Raw genomic sequence first — 21256 nt, 5'->3', positions numbered from 1 at the left:
CTTGAATAGCTAAGCGCCGCCAGTTTTCAGGCGGCGCTTTTTGTTGTTATGCAGTCGCCAGATTGCCCAGCGCGTTTCCCGCCTTTGCCCGTTCTTCAGGCGTCAGTTCGAGGCGTTCAAGCTGCTCATCGAGAAGGATCGGCAGTGTGCCATCCGGATGCGCAGCGACAACGCCGAATGTCTCGTCGCTCTTTTCGTCATAGTGGAAGAAAGGCGCTTCCTTTTTGCCGAAAACGGTCACGATATGCGGCGGCTTTTTCACACCGGTCAGCGGGCTGTAACCGATGCGCGACTTGCCCATGCTGTCCTTGCGCGAAAGAATTTTCGCCCAGTAGAGCTGCAATTCCGCTTTGCTTTTCGCGGCGCCGACCGTCTTCGAAATGTTGAGAAAACGCTTGATGAACAGGACAGAACAGCCAAGCATGATGCCAAGCAGGACGACGCCCACCGTCAGGCGGTTCCAGAACTCATCGAGAGCCAGCGACAGCGTTACATTTTCAGGATGCGATTTCTGCATCACGACGTCGGTTTCATAATCGCCGCTTGAAAAGCTGACGAAAGAGAAATCGACGGACTTGATCAGGCGTTCGCCTTCATACTCATAGGAGATGTTGGCCTTGCAGTCGGTGATCATCTTCTTGGTCCGGCAATTGCCGTCGAAAATGGTCGCATCTTCGATCACCACCGGATCCTGCTTGATCTGATAATCCGCATAGAGGCCCGGACCCCAGGCCCAGGCCACGACGAACGAAATGACGGGGAAAATAAGCGCCAGAAAAAGCATGCGCCAGCGATCGGCGAAGCCAGCTTTTCCTACCTTTATTTTGCGCGCGGGGAGAATGCCGGATAAATCCGGAAGAGAATAGGTCGTAGCCATGTTGCTAATAATTTCTGGATATTTTCTGGTTGGGAGGAACCAGAACCTAACGCAACGTTAGCAATGACTTAAATAGATTTTCTCGACTACCCAGTAACGTAAAGTTACACTTTTGAAACGAGTTGAACGCTGTTTCAGCAAAATCAGCGCAATCCTTCCAGTTCGGCAATGCGTGCGGCGCTGTCCTTTTCCAGCATCCGCGTCATTTCGCGAATGAGGGTTTCGGCCAGTACGAACAGGGCCGCCGACGAATCCCATGCGGAGGGTACAGCCGTACGGCCAGCCAGCACGTGGCGCGCAACACGGGCAATTGGCGACAGCCACTGGTCGGTCACAAGAATGACCTCCACGCCTCGCGCCCGCGCCTTTTCCGCAAGCTTCAGGAGACTGTCCTGATAGCGACGAATGTCGAAAACGACGAGCACGTCGCGCTTGCCCATATCCAGCAAACGGTCGCGCCAGATACTCTCTTGCCCGCCAAGATGAAACACATGCGGACGGATGATCGTCATATGCGCCGTCATATATTGCGCGATCGGGTCGGTGAAGCGACCGCCGATCAGATAAATATTGCCCTTGGCGTTTGAAAGTGCTGCCACCGCCTGCCGCAACTGCTTGGCACCAAGATGGCGGAACGTTTCACGGATATTTTCCTGCGTGTGTTCCACTGCCGGATAGGTAGTATCCGGGCTTTTGTCCGAGTTTTCGTTGCGATGGTGCGGCGACTGCAATTGCGCTGCAAGTTCGTTTTGCAGATGCGCCTGAAACTCGGGATAGTTCTGGAAACCGAGCCGGTTCACGAAACGCAGGATCGTCGGTGAGCTGACCCCCGCCTGCGCGGAAAATTCGGCCACCGTCTTTAACCCCAGCATCGGATAATTGGCGATCAATGTCTGGGCTGCTGCCCGCTCTCCGGCGGGCATCGTATCGATCCGTTCGTTGATGCGTTCTGCGACGCTGGCGCTTTCCGACAAGGCGTTTTCCATTCGACGTTTCGACCCGACAACAGTTGTGAATTGTGAGCCAAATTATATTTGACAAATTATCATACGGCGTATCAAATAATCCGCAATAGCGCAGAAATCCAAAAAACGTAACATAAGTTACAGCGCAGGGAACAGACAGATGGCGGACGAGCGAGAGGAACGCCCGGCTTCGCATGAGCCGGTTTTTGTCGTCAACGAAACAGGGCAAAGCCCCTGGCTTTTCGTTTGCGAACACGCTTCGAATCATGTGCCGGAACGTTTCGACGGTTTGGGTCTGGGCGAGGACGCCCTCAGCGCCCATATCGCCTGGGACCCCGGTGCGGTTGAGGTTGCACGGCATCTGAGCGCGGCACTTGATGCGCCGCTTGTCGAGTCGCGCCTGTCGCGCCTTTTGATCGATTGCAATCGACCGCTCGACGCGCCGGACCTCATTCCGGAGGTCAGCGAAATGACGGTCATTCCGGGCAATCACGAACTGAACTCGCTTGAACGCACGGCGCGAATCGACATGTCGCATCGTCCGTTTCATGCGCGCATCGAACAACTGATTGCGGCGCGCGCAGCACGCGGCCTGCCATCATGGATCGTCACGATCCATTCGTTTACGCCGGTCTATCGCGATGTGGCCCGCCCCTGGCAGATCGGCATTATTCACGACGCGGATGAACGCATCGCCGCGCCATTGATTGCGGCGTTGAAGCAGGATTCCGCGCTCAATGTGGGCGTTAACGAGCCTTACGCGCCTTCCGACCGCGTCTATTATACGCTGGAGCGCCATGCGCGCCCGCGCAATGCGCCCTGCGCCATGATCGAAATCCGCAATAACGAAATCGCTGATGCAAAGGCGCAGACAGCATGGGCTTCGCGGCTTGCGGAAATCTTCCGCAACCTGAAAGCCTGATCAGGTTTTATGACAAGAGAAGAAGACTGAAAGTACCATCCGCATGAGTGAGTAGAGAGCAGAGATCAAAGGGGAACAACCATGAGCTCAGATTACTCCGATAAAGATAAAAGCGAGGACATCAAAGTCCTGCATGGCATGGGTTACGCTCAGGAATTGCAGCGTTCCATGAGCCGATTTTCGAACTTCGCAATTTCATTTTCTATCATCTGTATCCTGTCTGGCGGTATCAACTCCTTCGCGCAGGCCATTTCTTCTGTAGGCGGCGCTGGCGCAGGTATTGGCTGGATTGTCGGCTGTCTGATTTCCGGTATGTTCGCCCTGTCGATGGCGCAGATCGCTTCGGCCTTCCCGACCGCTGGCGGCCTCTATCACTGGGCGTCCATTCTCGGTAACCGTTTCACCGGCTGGCTGACCGCATGGCTCAACCTGCTCGGGCTGATCACCGTTCTGGGCGCGATCAATATCGGCACGGCCTTTTTCTTTCAGGGGACGTTCGGCCACCTTATCGGCATGGATACCTCGGCCGGGCATATCGTGCTCTTCGTCACGATCATCACCATCGGGCAGGCCCTGTTCAACCATCTCGGCATCAAGGTCACGACATTCCTGACCGACATTTCGGGCTATATCATCTTCGTCACCACCGCCGTTCTGGTTATCGGCTGTCTGGTCTATGCGCCGGCGCTGGATTTTTCGCGGTTGTGGACCTTCACCAACTATTCCGGTGCGGCAGGCGGCGAAGTCTTCCCGCAAAGCGACAATATGGGCTACCTGTTCCTGCTCTGCCTGTTGCTGCCGGTCTATACGATTACCGGTTACGACGCCTCGGCGCATACATCCGAGGAAACCATCAAGGCGGCTCATACGGTTCCGCGCGGTATCGTATCGGCAGTGTTCTGGTCTTCGCTCGTCGGCTGGATCATGATCTGCGCCATCACGCTGGCGATCCCGGACATGAATGCAGCAGCCGCACAAGGCTGGGGCATGTTCTTCGGCACAATGGACGCCATCCTGCCCGGACCGCTGAAGAATGTGATCTATTTCGCCATCGTCATCACGCAGCTTCTCTGCGGTCTGGCGACGGTTACGTCCGCATCGCGCATGTTGTTTGCCTTCTCTCGCGATGACGGCATGCCGATCGGCTCCAAGACGCTTGCCAGCGTTTCGCCGAAATACCGCACGCCGGTTGCTGCGATCTGGACTGCTGCCTTCCTCGAAATCATCTATGTTTTCGCGGCGCAGTTCGTCTCCATTGGCGGCACCAATCTCTACACCATTGTCGTCAACTCGACGCTCGTCTTCCTGTTCCTGTCCTTCACCATTCCGCTCGTGCTGGCAATCTTCGCCTATGGCACGCCAAAATGGCCTCACCCGGGACCGTGGGCGATGTCGGGCGGCCTCTACAAGCTGGTGACATTCCTGTCGGTCGTCGGCACGGCAGTGATCTTCTACATCGCCGTGCAACCGCCAAACGACAAGGTGCTTTGGATTGTCGTCGGCTTCGTCCTGCTTGCCGGTGTTCTATGGGTAACCGTCGAGAACAAGCGCTTCCAGGGCCCGCCTGTCGGCGACCGGATCGCCAAGCGTGCGGCTGAAATCGCAGCCGCAGAACGGGCCGTCGGCGAAACTGCCCACTAACCAGCAACTCTGGCCGGTTCATCCGGCCAGAGTTTCCCATCGGATAATTTTTGGAGAGCACAAGAATGGCTGGATCCCTATCGTTTGAAGAACTCAAGAAAGCCGTTTCCGCCGGAGATATCGATACGGTTCTCGCCTGCATCGTGGATATGCAGGGGCGCCTGATCGGCAAGCGCTTCTATGCGCCGTTCTTCGTGGAATCCGCCTATGATGAAACCCATGGCTGCAACTATCTCCTTGCCGACGACATCGACATGGAACCGGTGCCGGGCTACGAGGCCGCAAGCTGGGACAAGGGTTACGGCGACTTCGTCATGAAGCCCGACCTTTCCACCATCCGGCTTGCGCCATGGCTGGAAAAGACCGCCATCATCCTTTGCGACGTGCAGGATCACCACCATCACGATCTGGCCCATTCGCCACGCGCTATTTTGAAAAAGCAGCTCGCCCGCCTGCATGAGCGCGGCTATCGCGCCTATTTCGCATCCGAGCTGGAATTCTATATTTTCGACGAGACCTACAGGACGGCCCGCAACAAGCACTGGCAGGCCATGGAAACAGCCTCGCCCTACGTGCAGGACTATGTAATCCACCTCACCACCAAGGAAGAGCCGGTTCTGCGCGCCATGCGCAATCAACTGGCTGCGGCAGGCATTCCCGTCGAGAATTCGAAGGGCGAATGGGGGCCGGGTCAGGAAGAACTGAATGTGCGTTATGCCGAGGCGCTGGAAATGGCCGACCGGCATGTGATCATGAAGACCGCGATGAAGGACATTGCCGAACAGCACGGCAAGTGCATCACCTTCATGGCGAAATATGATTACGGCAAGGCTGGCAGTTCCAGCCATGTGCACAATTCGATCTGGAGCGCCGACGGCAAGGAATCGCTGTTCTTCGACCCGAAGGCGCCACATACGATGACTCCACTGATGCGGTCATGGGTGGCGGGCCAGCTGAAATATGCGACCGACTACACCTATTTTCTCGCGCCTTACATCAATTCCTACAAGCGCTTTCAGGCAGGCACCTTTGCGCCGACCAAGATCACATGGAGCGAAGACAACCGCACGGCGGGCTTCCGTCTCTGCGGCGAAGGCACCAAGGCGATCCGCATTGAATGCCGTATCGGCGGGGCCGACCTCAATCCTTATCTCGCCTTCGCAGCGCTGATCGCCGCCGGGCTTCAGGGCGTTGACGAGAAGCTTGAACTGGAAGAACCTTTCGTGGGCGATGCCTATGGCGCGGTGAAGCTGAAGGAAATTCCCTACACGCTGCGCGAAGCCGCCCTTGCTCTCAAAAACTCGTCTTTCCTGAAAGAGGCGCTCGGTGAGGAAGTGGTCAGCCATTATGTCCACACTGCCCATTGGGAGCAGATCGAATATGACCGCCGCGTCACCGATTGGGAACTGCATCGTGGTTTCGAGCGCTACTGACCGGCCACCATCTAGAATGACATATGAAGGACATGCCCGATGAGCGGCACCGCCAAGATTATCTCGCCTATCGACGGTTCGGTCTATGCCGAGCGCCCATTTTTGAGTGAAACCGCCATCCAGTCTACGGTTGCTGCCGCGCGCGCGGCACAACTTGCCTGGGCCGAATTGAGCATAACGGAGCGGGCGCGTTATTGCCGCGCTGCGCTTGCAGCGCTTGCCGCCATGCAGGACGAAATCGTGCCGGAGATTGCATGGCAGATGGGGCGTCCAACCCGTTACGGCGGAGAAAATGGCGGCGTACAAGAACGCGGCCAGCACATGATCGACATTGCCGGGGAAGCGCTGGAACCTTATCTCCCAGCGCCGAAAGACGGCTTCCGCCGCTATGTCAAACATGTGCCGCTTGGCGTCGTGCTGGTGATTGCGCCGTGGAACTATCCGTATCTCACCGCCGTCAACACCATCATTCCGGCCCTGATGGCAGGCAACAGCGTTATCCTCAAACATGCAACGCAGACGCTTCTGGCTGGCGAACGCTTCGCACAGGCTTTCGAGAAGGCCGGGCTGCCCAAGGGTGTCTTCCAGAATGTCGTTCTGGATCATGCATCCACCGAAAAACTGCTGGGTTCGGGCACGGTCGACCATGTGAATTTCACCGGATCGGTCGGCGGCGGACGAGCCATTGAAAAGGCAGCCGCAGGCACCTTCATGACGATGGGGCTGGAACTTGGCGGCAAGGACCCCGCCTATGTCCTGCCGGACGTCAATCTGGACCATGCCGTGGCCAATCTGGTCGATGGCGCTTACTTCAATTCGGGTCAATGTTGCTGCGGCATCGAACGCATCTATGTGCATGAAGATGTCTATGATCGCTTTGTCGACGGCTTCATCGATCTGACGCGCCAATATGTTGTCGGCAATCCGCTCGATGCTGGCACGACGCTTGGGCCGATGGCGCAGGCGCGTTTCGCCGATCTCATCCGCGAGCAGAAGGCCGAAGCGCTGCGCAAGGGCGCCAAGGCACATGTGAACATGAAGGTCGATCATGATGTGGCCGGCTCGCCTTATATCGCGCCGGAAGTGCTCACCCATGTTGATCACCAGATGAGCGTCATGCGCGAAGAGAGTTTCGGCCCTATTGTCGGCATCATGAAAGTGCGCAACGATCAGGAAGCGCTCGCCCTGATGAATGACAGCATCTATGGACTGACCGCTTCACTGTGGACCAAGGACACCGACCGGGCTGCAGCGCTCGGTGACCGCATTGAAACGGGCACGGTTTTCATGAACCGCTGCGATTATCTCGATCCCGGACTTGTCTGGACGGGTGTCAAGGATACCGGCAAGGGCGCGTCCCTTTCGCCGATTGGCTACGGCAATCTGACCCGGCCGAAATCCTTCCACCTGCGTGAAAAAATCTGATCTGATCCCTGTTCTGCCCCACTTTGAAAGCAATCGATATGACGACACTGACCGCTAAATGGAACTTCCCGACCACCGTTCTTTTCGGACCGGGCCGCATCAAGGAACTACCAGCCGTTCTCAAGGCGGCAGGCATTGCGCGTCCGCTTTTCGTCACCGATCCGGGTCTGGCGAAACTTCCCGTGGTCGCGTCCACGCTGGCCATTCTCGATGCGGCAGATGTCAAGTATGGGGTCTTTTCCGATGTGAAGCCCAATCCGGTCGAGAGCAATCTCTATGCGGGCGTCAAGGTTTTCCAGGATGGCAAGCATGACGGCGTCATCGCCTTTGGCGGCGGCTCGGCGCTCGACCTTGGCAAGCTGATCGCCTTTCAGGCTGGCCAGAAGCGTCCGGTGTGGGATTTCGAAGATATTGGCGACTGGTGGACCCGCGCCGACAGCAATGCCATCGCGCCGGTGATTGCCGTTCCAACCACCGCAGGCACAGGCTCCGAAGTAGGCCGTGCTGGCGTGCTGACCAACGAAGCCACCCACACGAAGAAGGTCATTTTCCACCCGAAAATGCTGCCGGTTACCGTTATCGCCGATCCGGAACTTTCCACCGGCATGCCGCCTTTCATCACGGCTGGCACCGGCATGGATGCATTGGCGCATTGCCTTGAAGCCTATTGCGCACCGGGCTTCCACCCGATGGCGGATGGCATTGCGGTTGAAGGCATCCGCCTCGTATTCGAAAATCTGCCCAAGGCCTATGCCGACGGCAACAACATCGAGGCCCGCGCCAATATGATGGCCGCTGCCGCGATGGGCGCAACCGCCTTCCAAAAAGGGCTTGGCGCGATCCATTCGCTGTCGCACCCGATTGGCGCGCTGTATGACACTCATCACGGCATGACCAATGCCGTCTTCATGCCTTATGTGCTGCACCACAACCGCTCTGCTATCGAAAAGCGGATTGAGCGTCTTGCGGATTATCTCGGCATCACGGGCGGTTTCGACGGTTTCGTCGCTGCCATCGTGAAGCTGCGCAAGGACCTTGGCGTGCCGAACACATTGCCGGAATTCATCAAGGGACTGGAGATGGACGACGCGCGCAAGGATTTGATCGCCGAGATGGCAATTGTCGATCCGACTGCAGGCGGGAATCCGACCGAGCTCACCAAAAAGGATGCGCTTAAGCTTCTTGAGCAGAGCATCGTTGGCAACGGCTAGTAGTAAGCGTTACCCTCACACATTGAGGAACAGATACAGGGCGAAGAGCTTCAACAAGAAAACGTTGAAGCTCATTCAAATCTAAAAAGAGCAGTTCGCCTCATCGAAAGAGGCCCTGCCTCTGGCAAATCCGCCATAGCGTTGGTTGTCATCACCTCTAACGCGAAACGATTGACGTGAAATCGGACATGCATGCAAAGCGGGCCGTGCGAACTTTACCGTACTTGCTCTCATAGACGACAAGATGCGTTTCAACAGCACGTTGCATGGCCATTTGCTTGATCGAGACTGCATGAAAGTGCGAGCAGGCGACCCCGTGGTGCTCATTGCCCGCCGTACGGATTTCGTAGCAAGGCTGGTGGAAAGCACCAGCATCTGCGAGAAAAAAACGGAAGAAGAATTTGAAACCGCGCTGCCCCGCATATTCTATTATGCAGCGCAAACCGGCAAACTCGATGGGCTTATTCATTGCACCAAGTCGCGTCACGTGACACTGGCTATGAACGAACCGTAGGGCGTGATCAGTGTAGTCAGCTGTGAACGCAATATTCTGGCTAAAACACTGGCCGAGCACGATGACGTTGCAGCTGCCTGGTATTTCGACTCGCGCGAAGGCAGTGCTGCGGTTGAGAAAGCCTCCGAGGGCAATCGAAAAGCAACATGGGTCAACAATGGTCGGCTGCCTAACTGGCTCAACAAAGCCGAAGGACAAGGCCGGGACTACCTACGCCGCACAATAGAAACCAGGAATATCTGGATACCGTACGGCGCATGAGGTTCGATCGGAATCCGACCCTCGAACCTAACAGCAACGACCCAGACCCGAAACCGTAGCTGTCGTTGCCGAGGAATCCAGGAGCTGGACATACGCAATTCTCCAAATAGCAATATCCAGTTCACGGTAATGTTCCTTGCTGGTCCGCATTATTTGGCGCTCTGATATCAACAGAGGAGAAAGCCAATGCCATTTCGAAGCGAAGCTTATCGTGGCATCTTCAGCCAGACAGAATTGTCGTTATTGCAACAAGCTTACAATCGTAGTTGCGAGCTTTTGGGCCGGTCTCCATCAACTCATGATGACAGAGACCAGCTTGCACGGGTGGTTATACGTACCTTCGAAGACAGCAACTTCGATCCGGAATTAACGGCACAGCGCGCCTCTGAACTCGCGCGCGTGTTCGAATAACTGGATCAACATCCCACGAATTACCCAGCCCGCGTCGGGCTGATTTTTTTTGCATAACGGGATTTCCCTCACTCATTGCCATGGCCAAGAAGCAACCGCGCACTAGGTTAGAGACGGCAATCCCATTTGCAGATGTTGAATTCATCTGAAGCTCAAGCGGAGGAAATCCCTATGCAGCATAGAATTCACGAGAATATGGAAGTGATCGGCGCAGACGGCGTGCATGTCGGCACGGTGGACCGGCTGGAGGGCGACCGGATCAAGCTCAAGAAGACCGACAATTCCGGCCAACATAGCGACCATCATCACTACATCGAACTTGGATTCGTCGCCGACATCGAAAGTGACAAGGTCCGGCTTTCAGCCAATGCAGATGTGGCCATCACGCTTGAAGAAGAGGTCTCAGGTCGCCCGGTCGATCTGTAACCTCGCTTTAACAATGACATTCTGGCGCGCGGCAGTCAGCAACTGCCGCGCCAAAGACAGCGATTGTCTGCGCTTCATATTGGCTTTAAGCAATTGACAAAACCCAAGACAGAACAGCAATCTAACGCATGGAATCGTTGGGGGCGAGGAAATGCGCGATTTGGATTATCTGCTGACTGCGGATTTAGTTTTAGCTCTGGTACTGGTGAACTTTCCTATCACGAGCGCTGGATATGAATCCCGCTAGGCGAACACCAGCTACCGCATCAATCAGCAAACAGTACAAGCAGACACATTCATCATGACACTTGATCCGGCAATTCACTTGCGGCCGAAAAACCTTGGCGGCGCACCCCATTGTATCGTGGAACGAAATTCCTGCTTTCAGGGTGCAATACACCTTTCCGGCTTTGTCATTGCCGAAAACAATAAAGTTCTCAGTTTGAATCTCAAACTACCCGATGGACGTGAATTACCAATCTCGCAACATAGTCTACCAAGCCCGGACCTCAGTCGCATATACGGACGCGCCGCAGCCGCCTGTCGTTTCGATGAGCGCGTTTTTACCGGCCTCGAAACTGCGCAAATGCTGAATGCTTCGATAGAAGTCTGCCTCGCAGGCGGCGCCCGAATGGAACAGCCGCTTTCCGCAGCAGATCCGAATGATCCAGTATTGGCGCTGACCAACCGCTTTTTCGATGAGATTCACCACCGTTCAAACGGGCATATGCTCGAAATTGGTTCCCGCAACCGAACCGGCGCCATGTGGCGTGATCGCCTGCCCACCAGCTGGCAGTATACCGGCTTTGACATTCTGGAAGGGGAGAATGTCGACGTCGTTGGCGATGCCCACGAAGCAAGCAGCTTTCTGCCCAGAAATCAGTTCGACGCTGTCATGTCATTCGCGGTGTTTGAACATCTGCTGATGCCATGGAAAGCGGCCATTGAGATGAACCGGGTAATGAAGCAGGATGCAATTGGCATTATACTCGCGCCGCAGACATGGCCGCTGCACGAAGAGCCCTGCGATTACTTCCGTTTCTCCCGTCATTCGTGGAAAGCGCTGCTCAACCGGGCAACAGGTTTTGAAATCATCAAAGCCGTGGACGGTTGTGAAGCCTATATCGTGGCCAAAGTTCACAATCTGGCGACAAGCTTCGGTGAATATTATACCGGCGCTTTGATGTCGGCGGTTCTTTTCAAAAAGACAGGCGAAACGAACCTGGATTGGCCCGTTTCGCTTTCCGCTCTCGGCGATGACCTTTATCCGATGTGATCGGTTTCATATTTTAAGAGTGGTTTTGTACACCTGATCTCGAACGCATGGCCAGAATCGACAAGGATGGGCCATGCTCGGCATTGGGTGTGTCATGGCCGATGGTGATCTCATCGAAGCCGAGTTGCTTCAGAAGCCACAGCAAATCTTCACGGTCAATCCAACGGGGTTCGGGCTCCATGCCGCCGCAAAAGGTCTTTTCCTTGTGTTCCAGATAAGGCCGCTTATGGAGCTTGATTGGACGCCCGTTCCAATCGCGTATTTCGGTTTCGCCAAAGGCTGCGAGCCGCGGATCGCCGGGACGCAGCGCAGCCGGGTCGACAACATGGGTCCACAGGTACAGCCGGTCCGTGCGTCTGGAGAGAAGTTCAAGCGCGCGGACAGGATCTGACATGTGATAAAGCACGCCGCTGGCCACAATCAGCGGCCATTGTCTGTCCACCTCTTCCAGATAGGGCAGGAAATTGCCCAGCAGGAAGGATGCGCCTTTCAGCTGCAGGACCTCTTTTGTTACCAGGCAGCGAAGATAGGCATCTCGTTTTGCCTCTATGGCTGTCACGGATGCAGCCCTTTCTGAGAGCAACGTCGCAGTATGAGCGCCTTCCAGAGGACCCAGTTCAAGGACATCTTGCCCTTCAAACCAACCTTTCAACTGCTCTGTGAGCCAGAGGATTCTGGCATCTGCGAACAAAGAACTGCTACCCGCCTGTAATCCTGCTTCTGAAGGAAATGCTGATACCCATCCATCTTTGAATATATTGATGGCATTTTGCGCCGAAGGCGCTGCGCTCTCATAGCCCGGGGTAATGGGTACTTGCGGACCAGTCGCTGGCACCGATCCGGGCGTCTCAGGCCCCGCTTCGGTAATCGCATTCAGTGCAAGGGTCAGTCTGTCGGGCTGTGCCGTCACAGGCGTATTGCGGCTCATCACCACAAAGAACTCGCACCCAAAGCTCGGGTAAAACAGCTCTTCTTTAAGCCCCAGAACGCCTGCACTGTATAAATCCTGCATTGCAAGGCGGAAACTCGAAGGCGTGAAGACCCAAGCATGACAATCAACATACTCGTCGTTTTTGCTTGTCGCGCTTGCATAGCCCGATGATGGCACGCCTGCAAAAGCGAAGTCACCCTTATGCCCTTCCATCCAGACCTGTATACCTCCACGCGTTGCGTGTGACGCGTGGTGATCAAAAAGAGCTGCCGTTCCGTGTCGTTTCTGTTCCGCAAGATATGCCGCAAGCATATGCCCCGCAGTGGTGCTCGGGCGCAGATAATCAAAAGTATAGCGCCGGTCGGGCAGGAGAAGATAAACTTTACCGCCCGGCTTGAGCGCCCTTTCACAACGCTGAAGAAAATGGATCGGATCGGTCAGGTGTTCGAAAACGTGGCTTGCAACGATAAAATCGAACCCTTCCCCGGCTAGATCAAGTTCGCTGAACTCGCCGCCATCGTCAATCGCATCGACGGCCTCCAACCTGGAAGTATCGACGCCGATATTGTTATACTTGAGACGCAGGGATTGCGTATCGGTATGATCGATAACAAGCGTCTTGAACCCGTCTCTTTTTGGTAAAATCGGAGCATAAGACGCACCTATTTCTATGCCGCGCGCATTTTTTCCCACTTCATTTCTTATCAAGCCACGAAAGTCCATTGATTATCCGCCCCTTTAAATAGTTCTTTTTGAATATCTCATTAGGACCATTTCTTTTAGCGAGGCCAAGTGTTATTCACAAAGAAATTGGGCCGAGGGGGCAAGAATGGGCATTGGGAAAGCAATGAACTGGTTGGCTGCGCGCGCGTATATACGCAGTGCCAAACTTGTTCAGTTGCCACATATTTTCGCGCAGAAAAAACCGACTTTCCTAGCTGACGAAGTAATTCGCCAGCCGAATGGGGATTTATATGCAGTCGTTGTAAAGTATAACAAGTTTGGTGTTACACCCGATTTTCTGCATCTATTGAATGAACTGCGCAATCACAATATCAATACCATTGTCATCTGTAATGGCAAAATGACGCAGCCGGAGCATGATGCAATCAAGTCCGGCGCTCAGCGCATTCTTGTTCGGCAGAATATCGGCCGTGATTTTGGCGCATACCGCGCAGCTACACTGTTATTGAATGCTGAAGGTCTAAAGCCTCAGCGGCTGCTCTATTTTAATGACAGCGTCATGTATGTCCCCGGAGATGGTCTTCGAGACATGATCGCTTCGCTTGTCGACAGCAAGTATGACGTCGTCGGCACCAACGAGAATCACGAATTCGTCCATCATGTTGGCAGCTATGCCTTTAGCGTGTCTGGTAAAGTGTTTAGCGACGCCTCCGTGCAGCGTTTCTGGTCGCAATATCGTCCTTACGATATCAGGCCTCATGCCATCAGGAAGGGCGAAGTTGCTTTATCAGAGTGTTTCGCGCGCTGTGGCTACAGCATGGATGTGCTTTACTCAACCGATAAGCTGGCCCTCAGACTCGACAAAATGGCAATGCCGGACATTGTGTCGAGCCTTCGCTATCTGCCGCATGGCGCTTTCCGCAGCTATGAACTCCAACCGCTTCTTGCGGGCGCGATTTATACCGGAAAAATGCTGTCCAAACGCTCCAAGCGGAATGCAGCTCCAGTGAACATCAGCTCTGCTGGCCTGACGCCAACCATCAGCCAATATTCAAAGGCCATGCAAGGGGTAAACCAAAAGCCACCTGCGGATGACCGGGCACGGCTTGTCGGCGAACAAGTGAGACAAGAAGTCCTGGTCAACCATATGATCGGGATTGTCATGAACGGCAGTCAGGTTCACTACGGCTTTGGATTGTTTCACAGAATCATGGGCAGCCCGCTGATCAAGCGCGATCTGCTTCTTCGCGGCCTCCTGTACGAGCACGACTGTGCACGCATTCTGGACTATATGCCTGAGCAGCAGCGCGAACCCATTATGCGCGAATTGCTCAATCGCGGTCGGAGCGTCAATGTTGGCGGTCTCCGGGGCTTCAAACTGCGCAATGGGCTGCTTTAAGCACCATCTGTACCGCTGATAATTGGGAGCGAGCGTCTTCGATCAGGTAGTGCTTGATCGAAGACGCTCCAAATCATTGCTATTATACTTTTAGCTCAGCACAATTCCGCCATCGACGTTGAGACTTTGCCCCGTAACAAAGCCAGCGTCATCTGAAGCCAGAAATGCCACCGGTCCCACAACATCTTCCGGGTCGCCGATGCGGCGCATGGCGGTCTTTTCCTGCCAGGACTGGCGCACGGCTACGTCATCCAGATTGACCCGTCCCATATCGGTCAGGATAATCCCCGGGCAGATGCAATTGGCTGTAATCCCGTAGATGCCTACCTCCTGCGCCAGAACGCGGGTGAAGCCCATGACGGCAGCCTTCGATGCGGAATAATGGGCCTGTTCCGGTGCGCCGTGCTTGCCACCAATGGAAGCGATATTGACGATGCGGCCGTATTTCTGCTGCTTCATGTAAGGCAGCACAGCCTGAACGACGAGAAACGTTCCCTTCGCATTGACATCAAGAACACTATCCCAGTGCTCTTCCTTGAGGTGCTCAACATCGCCCGCGATCAGAATACCGGCATTGTTGACGATCGCATCGATACGACCAAATGCATCAGCAGTCTTCTTGACCATCGCCTCGACGTCAGCCTTGTTGCTCACATCGGCATAGACGATTAATGCGCGGCGACCGGTGGCCTCGATTTCCTGCGCCACTTCCTGCAACGCATCTTTTTGACGTTCGATATCGTTGATCGCGACATCGAAGCCGCGCTTGGCCATACCAATAGCAATGGCTCGGCCAATACCGCGACTTGCGCCGGTGACCAGAGCAATTTTCGCCTGTTCAGTCATCTCATTCTCCCAAAATCAAAGCGCGGTGTAACCGCCGTCTACAGCAAGTACTGTTCCCGTCACGAAACTTGCGGCATCGGACGCCAGAAAAAGAACGGCATTTGCGATCTCTCGCGGTTCTCCCAACCGCCCCTGTGGCGTCATGCGCATCCAGGTTGAAAACCATTCTTCGTTGCTGCGGCCAGCAAGTGTAAGTTCCGTTGCGGTGTAACCCGGCGCAACTGCGTTGACCCTCACGCCTTGCTTAGCCCATTCCACAGCCAAAGACTTGGTGATGAGGTTTACCCCAGCCTTGGCTGCGTTATAGGCAACCTGCGGCTGCGGATAGACGACAATTTCGCCGCACATGGAAGAGATATTGACGATGGCACCGCGCCCCACATCAGCCATGCGTTTGCCAAAGGCCTGCGCACAATAGAAGACGCCGTTAAGATTGACGTCGATCACGGCGCGCCAGTCTGCTTCAGACGTTTCACTGGCCGGGCCGTTACGAACAATGCCCGCATTGTTGACCAGAATGTCGGGAACACCGACCTCGGTAGCAATCGCTTCGGCTGTTCGCTCCGCTGCGTCACGATCCGTTACATCCAGATTGTAGAGGCTTGCAGATGAAGGTCGGAGCGCATTGAGCTCCGCAACAGTCTGCTTGCCCGCCGCTTCATCGCGATCCGTGATGATGACCGTCGCGCCGGCTTCAACGAAAAGCTCGGCAATGGCTCGCCCGATACCCTTTGCGCCGCCGGTTATGACAGCTCGCTTACCGGTCAGTTGAAAATCCTTGAGCATTTCGTCCTCCCGCAACAATGCCTCAGGCAGCCTGAACCGCCTTCAGCGCCGGATAGAGCGCACGGTATTGCTGATAGATTTCATTGTAGAGTGCGGTCTCGCGCGGGCGTGGTTCGATGCGCTTGCCCGGCCTCACCATCGCGGCAATGCCGTCATCAATGCTTGCGAAATGGCCAGCCCCATGCGCAGCGAGAACCGCAGCACCGACAGAAGGCGCATCGCGCGATTGCGGCACGCAGACCGGCAGTCCAGCCGTATCGGCGTGGATTTGCAGCCAGAGCGGCGATGCACTGGCCCCGCCCCCAACGGTGATTTCCTGTCCGCGATATCCAGCATCAGCCATGGCATCGAGAATGGCGCGCGTACCGAAACTGATGCCTTCCATGATCGCGCGGAAGATATGATGTGGTTCGTGTGCCAACGTCAGACCGACAATTGCGCCGCGAGACAAGGCATCGGTATAGGGCGTGCGGTTGCCCTGAAAATGATCCTGCACCAGAAGTCCCTCGGCGCCCGGCTCCAGCGCCGCCGCCTTGGCATTCAACGCTTCCATATCCATAGTGCCGTTCATTATGCGCCCAAGCCATGCGATGATCGAACCGGTGGAAGTCTGACCGCCTTCGATAATATAGCGGTCCGGATAGACCATGTTGGGATAGCTGCCCCAAATGCCCGGCGCATGCAGAGGCTTGTCTGCAACACCAAATTGCAAGTGAGATGAACCGGTTATCAGTGCAAGCTGACCCGGCTTGGCAACGCCAAGGCCGATTATGCCGATGAGCGCATCGGCTCCGCCCTGCACAACTTTTACGCTCTGCGAAAGGCCAAGTGCGAAAGCAGCCGATGCGCAAAGCCCACCGATAACCTCCCCGGGGGCGGCCACGCGGGACGGCCATTTTTGCAACAGAGCGCCGAGGCCAAGTTTCTCCAGAAGTGTGACCGGAAAGCCGCCGCGGTCCGTCGAATAGTGCCAGCGAAGCGAGACGTTGTTGAGGCTCGCAGCCTTTTCACCGGTCAGGCGCAGAGTCATGAAATCCTGATATTCGCAGATTGTATCTGCCTTCTCGAAGATTTCCGGCTCATTGCGTGCGATCCACAGCGCCTTCGGGATCATCCATTCCGCTGAAACGGGCCCTCGCCCGCCGCCATTGGCCTGCAAGGCCTGATCGCCAGTGGCAAGCACGGCATCCGCCTCGGCGCTTGCACGAACATCCATCCAGATGATCGACGGACGCAGCGGCTTGCCGTCAGCGTCCAGAGCCACGACAGTGCAACTGGTCGTCGCCAACGTGATCGCTTCAATTGCCGATGGGTCGATAGCCGATTCCGCTATCGCCTTACGTGCGGCCTGGACGAAGCATGACCACCAGTCTTCCGGATTTTGCTCCGCGCGCGCGCCGCTGGAAAACTTCGTCTCATAGGAAACTGCCGCACTTGCAAGGCAAGTGCCCGACAAGTCGTAAACCCGCGCCCGGATACTTTCCGTTCCTCCGTCGGCGGTGAGAAAATAAGCCATTCAATTCCTCCCGAGGCGGCTGCGAAAACTCCTCCAGTCATCGCATGCCTCATCGCGCAATTTTCAACTCAGGCCGCGAAATGCTTCCAGCGCCTTGCCCGCATACATGACTGCCGGACCGCCACCCATTTCCACGGCGACTTCAAGCGCCTCGATCAGTTCCTTTTCGGTTGCACCATGCCGGATCGCCGTGTCCACGTGGTAAAGGATGCAGTCTTCGCACCCCTTCACCACAGCAATGCCGACCGCAATCAGTTCGCGCTGTGCCGAAGAAAACGCACCCGCCGCCGTTGCTGTCTTGCTGACCTTGGCAAAGCCACCCATCAGTTCGGGTGCAGATTTTGCAAATGCACCGAGCCGTGCTTGCGCTTCTTTCAGACGAAGCCTGACATCGTCAGTCATGGGAGCCTCCCGTGGAATTTATAATCAGATCAAGCACTTCTTTGGACTGGTCCCATTGCGGCATATGGCCGGACTGCCCGAGGAAATGCACAGCAATGGACGATGGTAATGCAGTCGCCTGTTGCCAGGGAATGATGCGATCCAGCAGACCGACGAGAACGCGAACCGGCTTTACACGGGACAGCTTTTCCAACGCCGGAACGATGTCGGAAGTTTGCCCCGAAGGACCGACAATCGCTGCGGAAAGCGCCTTGAGACGTCCCTTGGCCATGGTTTTCGCAAATTCCGCCGCCAGTTCCGGCGAAAGCTCGACCGGCTTGGCCGCGATGCGGCGTAACAGATGGCTGACTTCGCCTGCCGTCGCTGCATTGGCCATACCGGAGATAAAGCCGGCATCGACTTCAGAGCCAAGTCCCGCAGGCGCGATAAGCGTCAGGCTCGAAACAAGGTCTGGATGAACATCAGCAAATTGCGTCGCCGCGACGGCACCAAGAGAATGCGCAACGACATCAACGTCGGCAATTCCCAGGGCGTCAAGGAACGCGGGCAAGAAGGCGCTGAGTTCAGCCGCGTCCGCAGCATCGATTGTGGTCAGCCCGTGAGCAGGCAGATCAGGCACGATAACGCGGCAGTTTGCACGCCGAAGTCCCGCTGCAATGCCACTCCAGGTCGTCCGGTCGCCAGAGAAACCGTGCAACAAGAGGATTGTACGACCGTTCTTCGGCCCCTGATCCAGATAGGCGACACGGCCATTTGCAAGATCGACAAAATGCACAGCACTATTGGATTTCGAACCGCTGGAAGCCGCAAGCACGTCTTCCTTCTCGATCCGACCCCGACGCCCGCTGCCCGAAAGCGAATTGATGTCGGTGCCATTCTGGCGGGCAACCTTGCGAGCAAGCGGCGTTGCGCGAACACGATCACCGCCGCTGGCCGAAGCCGCAGGTTTGGCGCTGGAAGCTTCCACTGCCTCCTGAACGGGTTCAACGTCTTGAGCGGTCGCCGCTGGTGCTTCCGGCGTTTCATCTTCGCCGTCGCTGGTCCAATCGGGTCCAGTGCCAATGTCGATGCGGGCCAGAGGCGCGCCGACAACCACATGGTCGCCAATAGCGCCGATCCACTCATTGAGCGTGCCGTCACCCAAGGCCGGAAACTCGGCTACGGTCTTGTCGGTTTCGATTTCAATGATCGAATCCCCCCGCTTGAAACTGTCGCCCGGCTTGACGAGGAAGCCGACAATCTTGCCCTCCTCCATCGTCTCGCCAAGGCGCGGCATTTTCAAAATCCGTTCACTCATGACAACATTCTCTCGGCAACGGAGCGGATGAAATCGGTCGTCGGGACGCTACCGGTTTCAAGCTCCTGCGAAACTGAAATCGGAATGTCCTCACCGGCAACACGCACCACCGGCTGTTCGAGGTAGTCGAAGCATTCCTCGGTAATGCGAGCGGCAAGCTCTGCCGCAACACCGGCAGTCATCACGCCTTCCGAGACAACCATCGCCTTGCCGACGCGCTCGACATGTTCGCGCACGGTGTCGAAATCCAGCGGATTGAGCGTGCGCAGATCGATGACCGTCGCTTCAATGCCCTTGGCGGACAGCTTCTCGGCAGCATCGAGCGCGTAATGCAGCTGGCGCGAATAGGTGACGATGACGAGGTCCTTGCCGGTACGGCGTACAGCGGCCTTGCCCCATGCCAGCGGCTCGGCGTCGAGATCGACCTCTTCCTTGCGCGTGTAGAGCGCCTTGTGTTCGATGAAGACCACAGGGTCGGGCTTCGTCAGGCTCTGGCGCAGCAGATGGTAAGCGTCCTGAACCGTGGCCGGCATGGCGAGGCGCAGGCCCGGCGTATGCATGATCCACGCTTCAAGGCTCTGCGAATGCTGAGCGCCGGCCGAACGTCCGGTGCCGCCCTGGGTACGCAGCACCATCGGCACGCCGATCTGGCCGCCAAACATATAGCGGATCTTGGCTGCCTGATTGGCAAGCTGGTCCATCGTCATGCCCAGAAAATCAATATACATCAGCTCGGCAACCGGACGCAGCCCGGTCATGGCAGCGCCAACCGCAGCACCGACAATGGCCGGCTCGGATATCGGCGTGTCGATCAGGCGTTCAGGACCGTATTTGTCGATGAGATCCTTCGTGACACCATAAGCGCCGCCATAGCGCCCCACCTCTTCGCCGATCACGACGATGGTGCTGTCTTCCGCCATGGCGTCATCCAGCGCTTTGCGCAGCGCGTCGCGGTAAGTCATGGCAACCATTATGCTTCATCCTTGGAAAGTACGCGGTCGATACGGGTGCGAACGGGTTCGGGCTCTGGTTCGCCCACGGCGTAAACATCCTTGAACATGGAGGTGAGAGGCGGTGCCTTGGACTCGATGGTGAAGTCGATGGTGGCGTCCATCTCAGCCGTAATGTCGCCATCCATGGCGTCGAGTGCGGCTTCCTGCGCCAGACCGGACGAGACAAGTCGATCACGAGTGAACTTCACCGGATCCTTCTTGCGTCCTTCAAGTTCCTCCGCCTCTGCGCGATACGGGCTCTTGTCCATGCGCGCATGACCGAAGAACCGGTAACAGGTGACCGACAGGAAGCCCGGCTTGCCGAGCCGCGCATCGTCGATCAACCCTTGAGCAGCGTTCTTGACTTCCTCGACATCGATGCCATCGACAACAGCCCCATTGAGGCCGAACGCGTGCGCACGCTGGTCGAAGGCTGTGTTGGCGGTTGCCTGATCGACACGCGTTCCCATGCCGTACTGGTTGTTGATGCAGACGAACACCACCGGCAGACCCCACAGGGCCGCCATGTTCATGCTCTCATAGAGAATGCCCTGTTGCATTGCGCCGTCGCCAAAGAAAGCGAGCGAAACGGAATTCTTCTTCAGATACTTGCTCGACAGTCCCGCACCAACGACGGCAGGAATACCGCCCCCGACGATGGCATTGGCACCCAGATGACCGAGTGCCATGTCGGCAATGTGCATGGAACCGCCCTTGCCGTGACAATAGCCGGTTTCCTTGCCACCGATTTCAGCCATCATCTGCCTGGGATCAGCGCCACGCGCCAGAAAGATACCGTGACCCCGATGGTGGGTTGTGAAGGTGTCCTGCGGCTGCATGGCGGCACATACACCGGCGGCAGCGCCTTCTTCACCAATGGAAAGGTGAAGCATCGAACCTGCCGTCTGGCCGCGCACGAAGAGTTCGCCGACGCGTTCTTCGAAAGTGCGGATGCGACGCATCGTTCTATAGAGTTCGAGAAGATTGGAATTACTCGGATTTTGCACGTGCGCCTCCGACAGACCTGTCTGTTGCAAATTT

Annotated in this window: 21 protein-coding genes; 11 read left to right on the top strand and 10 right to left on the bottom strand. The window is 56.2% G+C overall.

The window, feature by feature from the left end; all coding sequences use genetic code 11:
- Nucleotides 1-46: 46 nt before the first annotated feature.
- Nucleotides 47-877 (bottom strand): hypothetical protein, encoded by an 831-nt coding sequence (locus FHW03_RS05790; protein WP_182519757.1) that lies wholly within the window; start codon nucleotides 875-877, stop codon nucleotides 47-49.
- A gap of 143 nt (nucleotides 878-1020) precedes the next feature.
- Nucleotides 1021-1863 carry a MurR/RpiR family transcriptional regulator gene (locus tag FHW03_RS05785; protein ID WP_182519756.1) on the bottom strand — a complete coding sequence of 281 codons (843 nt, stop codon included), beginning with the start codon at nucleotides 1861-1863 and terminating at the stop codon, nucleotides 1021-1023.
- 139 nt (nucleotides 1864-2002) lie between these two features.
- On the opposite strand from FHW03_RS05785, the gene FHW03_RS05780 reads away from it, so the two are divergent.
- The 10 genes from FHW03_RS05780 (at nucleotide 2003) to FHW03_RS05735 (ending at nucleotide 11362) form a co-directional block, all read left to right on the top strand.
- On the top strand, nucleotides 2003-2764 hold the full coding sequence (locus tag FHW03_RS05780; protein ID WP_182519755.1) for an N-formylglutamate amidohydrolase: 762 nt from the start codon (nucleotides 2003-2005) through the stop codon (nucleotides 2762-2764).
- 81 nt (nucleotides 2765-2845) lie between these two features.
- Nucleotides 2846-4405, top strand: a complete 1560-nt coding sequence (locus FHW03_RS05775) for an amino acid permease (protein WP_182519754.1) — start codon at nucleotides 2846-2848, stop codon at nucleotides 4403-4405.
- Between the two features lie 65 nt (nucleotides 4406-4470).
- Nucleotides 4471-5838 carry a glutamine synthetase family protein gene (locus tag FHW03_RS05770; protein WP_182519753.1) on the top strand — a complete coding sequence of 456 codons (1368 nt, stop codon included), beginning with the start codon at nucleotides 4471-4473 and terminating at the stop codon, nucleotides 5836-5838.
- Between the two features lie 39 nt (nucleotides 5839-5877).
- Nucleotides 5878-7263, top strand: a complete 1386-nt coding sequence (locus FHW03_RS05765) for an aldehyde dehydrogenase family protein (protein WP_182519752.1) — start codon at nucleotides 5878-5880, stop codon at nucleotides 7261-7263.
- Nucleotides 7264-7301: 38 nt separating this feature from the next.
- Nucleotides 7302-8474 carry an iron-containing alcohol dehydrogenase gene (locus FHW03_RS05760; RefSeq protein ID WP_182519751.1) on the top strand — a complete coding sequence of 391 codons (1173 nt, stop codon included), beginning with the start codon at nucleotides 7302-7304 and terminating at the stop codon, nucleotides 8472-8474.
- A 292-nt stretch (nucleotides 8475-8766) separates the two neighbouring features.
- Entirely contained in the window at nucleotides 8767-8988 is a 222-nt protein-coding gene (locus FHW03_RS05755) for a hypothetical protein (RefSeq protein ID WP_182519750.1), read from the top strand.
- A 3-nt stretch (nucleotides 8989-8991) separates the two neighbouring features.
- Nucleotides 8992-9249 carry a hypothetical protein gene (locus FHW03_RS05750; protein ID WP_182519749.1) on the top strand — a complete coding sequence of 86 codons (258 nt, stop codon included), beginning with the start codon at nucleotides 8992-8994 and terminating at the stop codon, nucleotides 9247-9249.
- Between the two features lie 186 nt (nucleotides 9250-9435).
- Entirely contained in the window at nucleotides 9436-9660 is a 225-nt protein-coding gene (locus tag FHW03_RS05745; protein ID WP_182519748.1) for a hypothetical protein, read from the top strand.
- Between the two features lie 171 nt (nucleotides 9661-9831).
- Nucleotides 9832-10086: a DUF2171 domain-containing protein gene (locus tag FHW03_RS05740; protein WP_182519747.1), complete on the top strand. Its 255-nt coding sequence runs from the start codon at nucleotides 9832-9834 to the stop codon at nucleotides 10084-10086.
- A 301-nt stretch (nucleotides 10087-10387) separates the two neighbouring features.
- Nucleotides 10388-11362 carry a methyltransferase domain-containing protein gene (locus tag FHW03_RS05735; protein WP_182519746.1) on the top strand — a complete coding sequence of 325 codons (975 nt, stop codon included), beginning with the start codon at nucleotides 10388-10390 and terminating at the stop codon, nucleotides 11360-11362.
- Between the two features lie 13 nt (nucleotides 11363-11375).
- Here the strand turns inward: FHW03_RS05735 and FHW03_RS05730 are convergent, their stop codons facing one another.
- A complete protein-coding gene (locus FHW03_RS05730; RefSeq protein ID WP_182519745.1) occupies nucleotides 11376-13016 on the bottom strand; it encodes a methyltransferase domain-containing protein in 1641 nt (546 codons plus the stop codon).
- A gap of 106 nt (nucleotides 13017-13122) precedes the next feature.
- On the opposite strand from FHW03_RS05730, the gene FHW03_RS05725 reads away from it, so the two are divergent.
- Entirely contained in the window at nucleotides 13123-14376 is a 1254-nt protein-coding gene (locus tag FHW03_RS05725; protein ID WP_182519744.1) for a rhamnan synthesis F family protein, read from the top strand.
- Between the two features lie 90 nt (nucleotides 14377-14466).
- On the opposite strand, the gene FHW03_RS05720 is transcribed toward FHW03_RS05725, so the two are convergent.
- The 7 genes from FHW03_RS05720 to FHW03_RS05690 all read right to left on the bottom strand — a co-directional run bounded on the left by FHW03_RS05720 (nucleotide 14467) and on the right by FHW03_RS05690 (nucleotide 21222).
- Nucleotides 14467-15222 (bottom strand): SDR family NAD(P)-dependent oxidoreductase, encoded by a 756-nt coding sequence (locus tag FHW03_RS05720; RefSeq protein WP_182519743.1) that lies wholly within the window; start codon nucleotides 15220-15222, stop codon nucleotides 14467-14469.
- 15 nt (nucleotides 15223-15237) lie between these two features.
- On the bottom strand, nucleotides 15238-16008 hold the full coding sequence (locus tag FHW03_RS05715) for an SDR family oxidoreductase (RefSeq protein ID WP_182519742.1): 771 nt from the start codon (nucleotides 16006-16008) through the stop codon (nucleotides 15238-15240).
- A gap of 22 nt (nucleotides 16009-16030) precedes the next feature.
- The gene (locus FHW03_RS05710) at nucleotides 16031-17524 is read right to left on the bottom strand and encodes an FGGY-family carbohydrate kinase (RefSeq protein WP_182519741.1); all 1494 of its coding nucleotides are present in this window, start codon (nucleotides 17522-17524) and stop codon (nucleotides 16031-16033) included.
- A 63-nt stretch (nucleotides 17525-17587) separates the two neighbouring features.
- Nucleotides 17588-17926 (bottom strand): carboxymuconolactone decarboxylase family protein, encoded by a 339-nt coding sequence (locus tag FHW03_RS05705; protein WP_182519740.1) that lies wholly within the window; start codon nucleotides 17924-17926, stop codon nucleotides 17588-17590.
- Nucleotides 17919-19223 (bottom strand): acetoin dehydrogenase dihydrolipoyllysine-residue acetyltransferase subunit, encoded by a 1305-nt coding sequence (locus FHW03_RS05700; RefSeq protein ID WP_182519739.1) that lies wholly within the window; start codon nucleotides 19221-19223, stop codon nucleotides 17919-17921. The genes FHW03_RS05705 and FHW03_RS05700 overlap by 8 nt, the downstream gene beginning before the upstream one ends.
- On the bottom strand, nucleotides 19220-20194 hold the full coding sequence (locus FHW03_RS05695; protein WP_182519738.1) for an alpha-ketoacid dehydrogenase subunit beta: 975 nt from the start codon (nucleotides 20192-20194) through the stop codon (nucleotides 19220-19222). Before FHW03_RS05695 ends, FHW03_RS05700 begins: the two co-directional genes overlap by 4 nt.
- Complete coding sequence (locus FHW03_RS05690) at nucleotides 20194-21222, bottom strand: thiamine pyrophosphate-dependent dehydrogenase E1 component subunit alpha (protein WP_377514215.1); 1029 nt, start codon at nucleotides 21220-21222, stop codon at nucleotides 20194-20196. The genes FHW03_RS05695 and FHW03_RS05690 overlap by 1 nt, the downstream gene beginning before the upstream one ends.
- Nucleotides 21223-21256: the final 34 nt, after the last annotated feature.

It is taken from the genome of Ochrobactrum sp. RH2CCR150, assembly GCA_014138095.1.
In the GTDB taxonomy this organism is placed as follows: Bacteria; Pseudomonadota; Alphaproteobacteria; order Rhizobiales; family Rhizobiaceae; genus Brucella; species Brucella gambitense.
The sequence above is the reverse complement of the archived record's forward strand: the minus strand, read 5'-3'. Positions and strand labels throughout refer to the sequence as shown.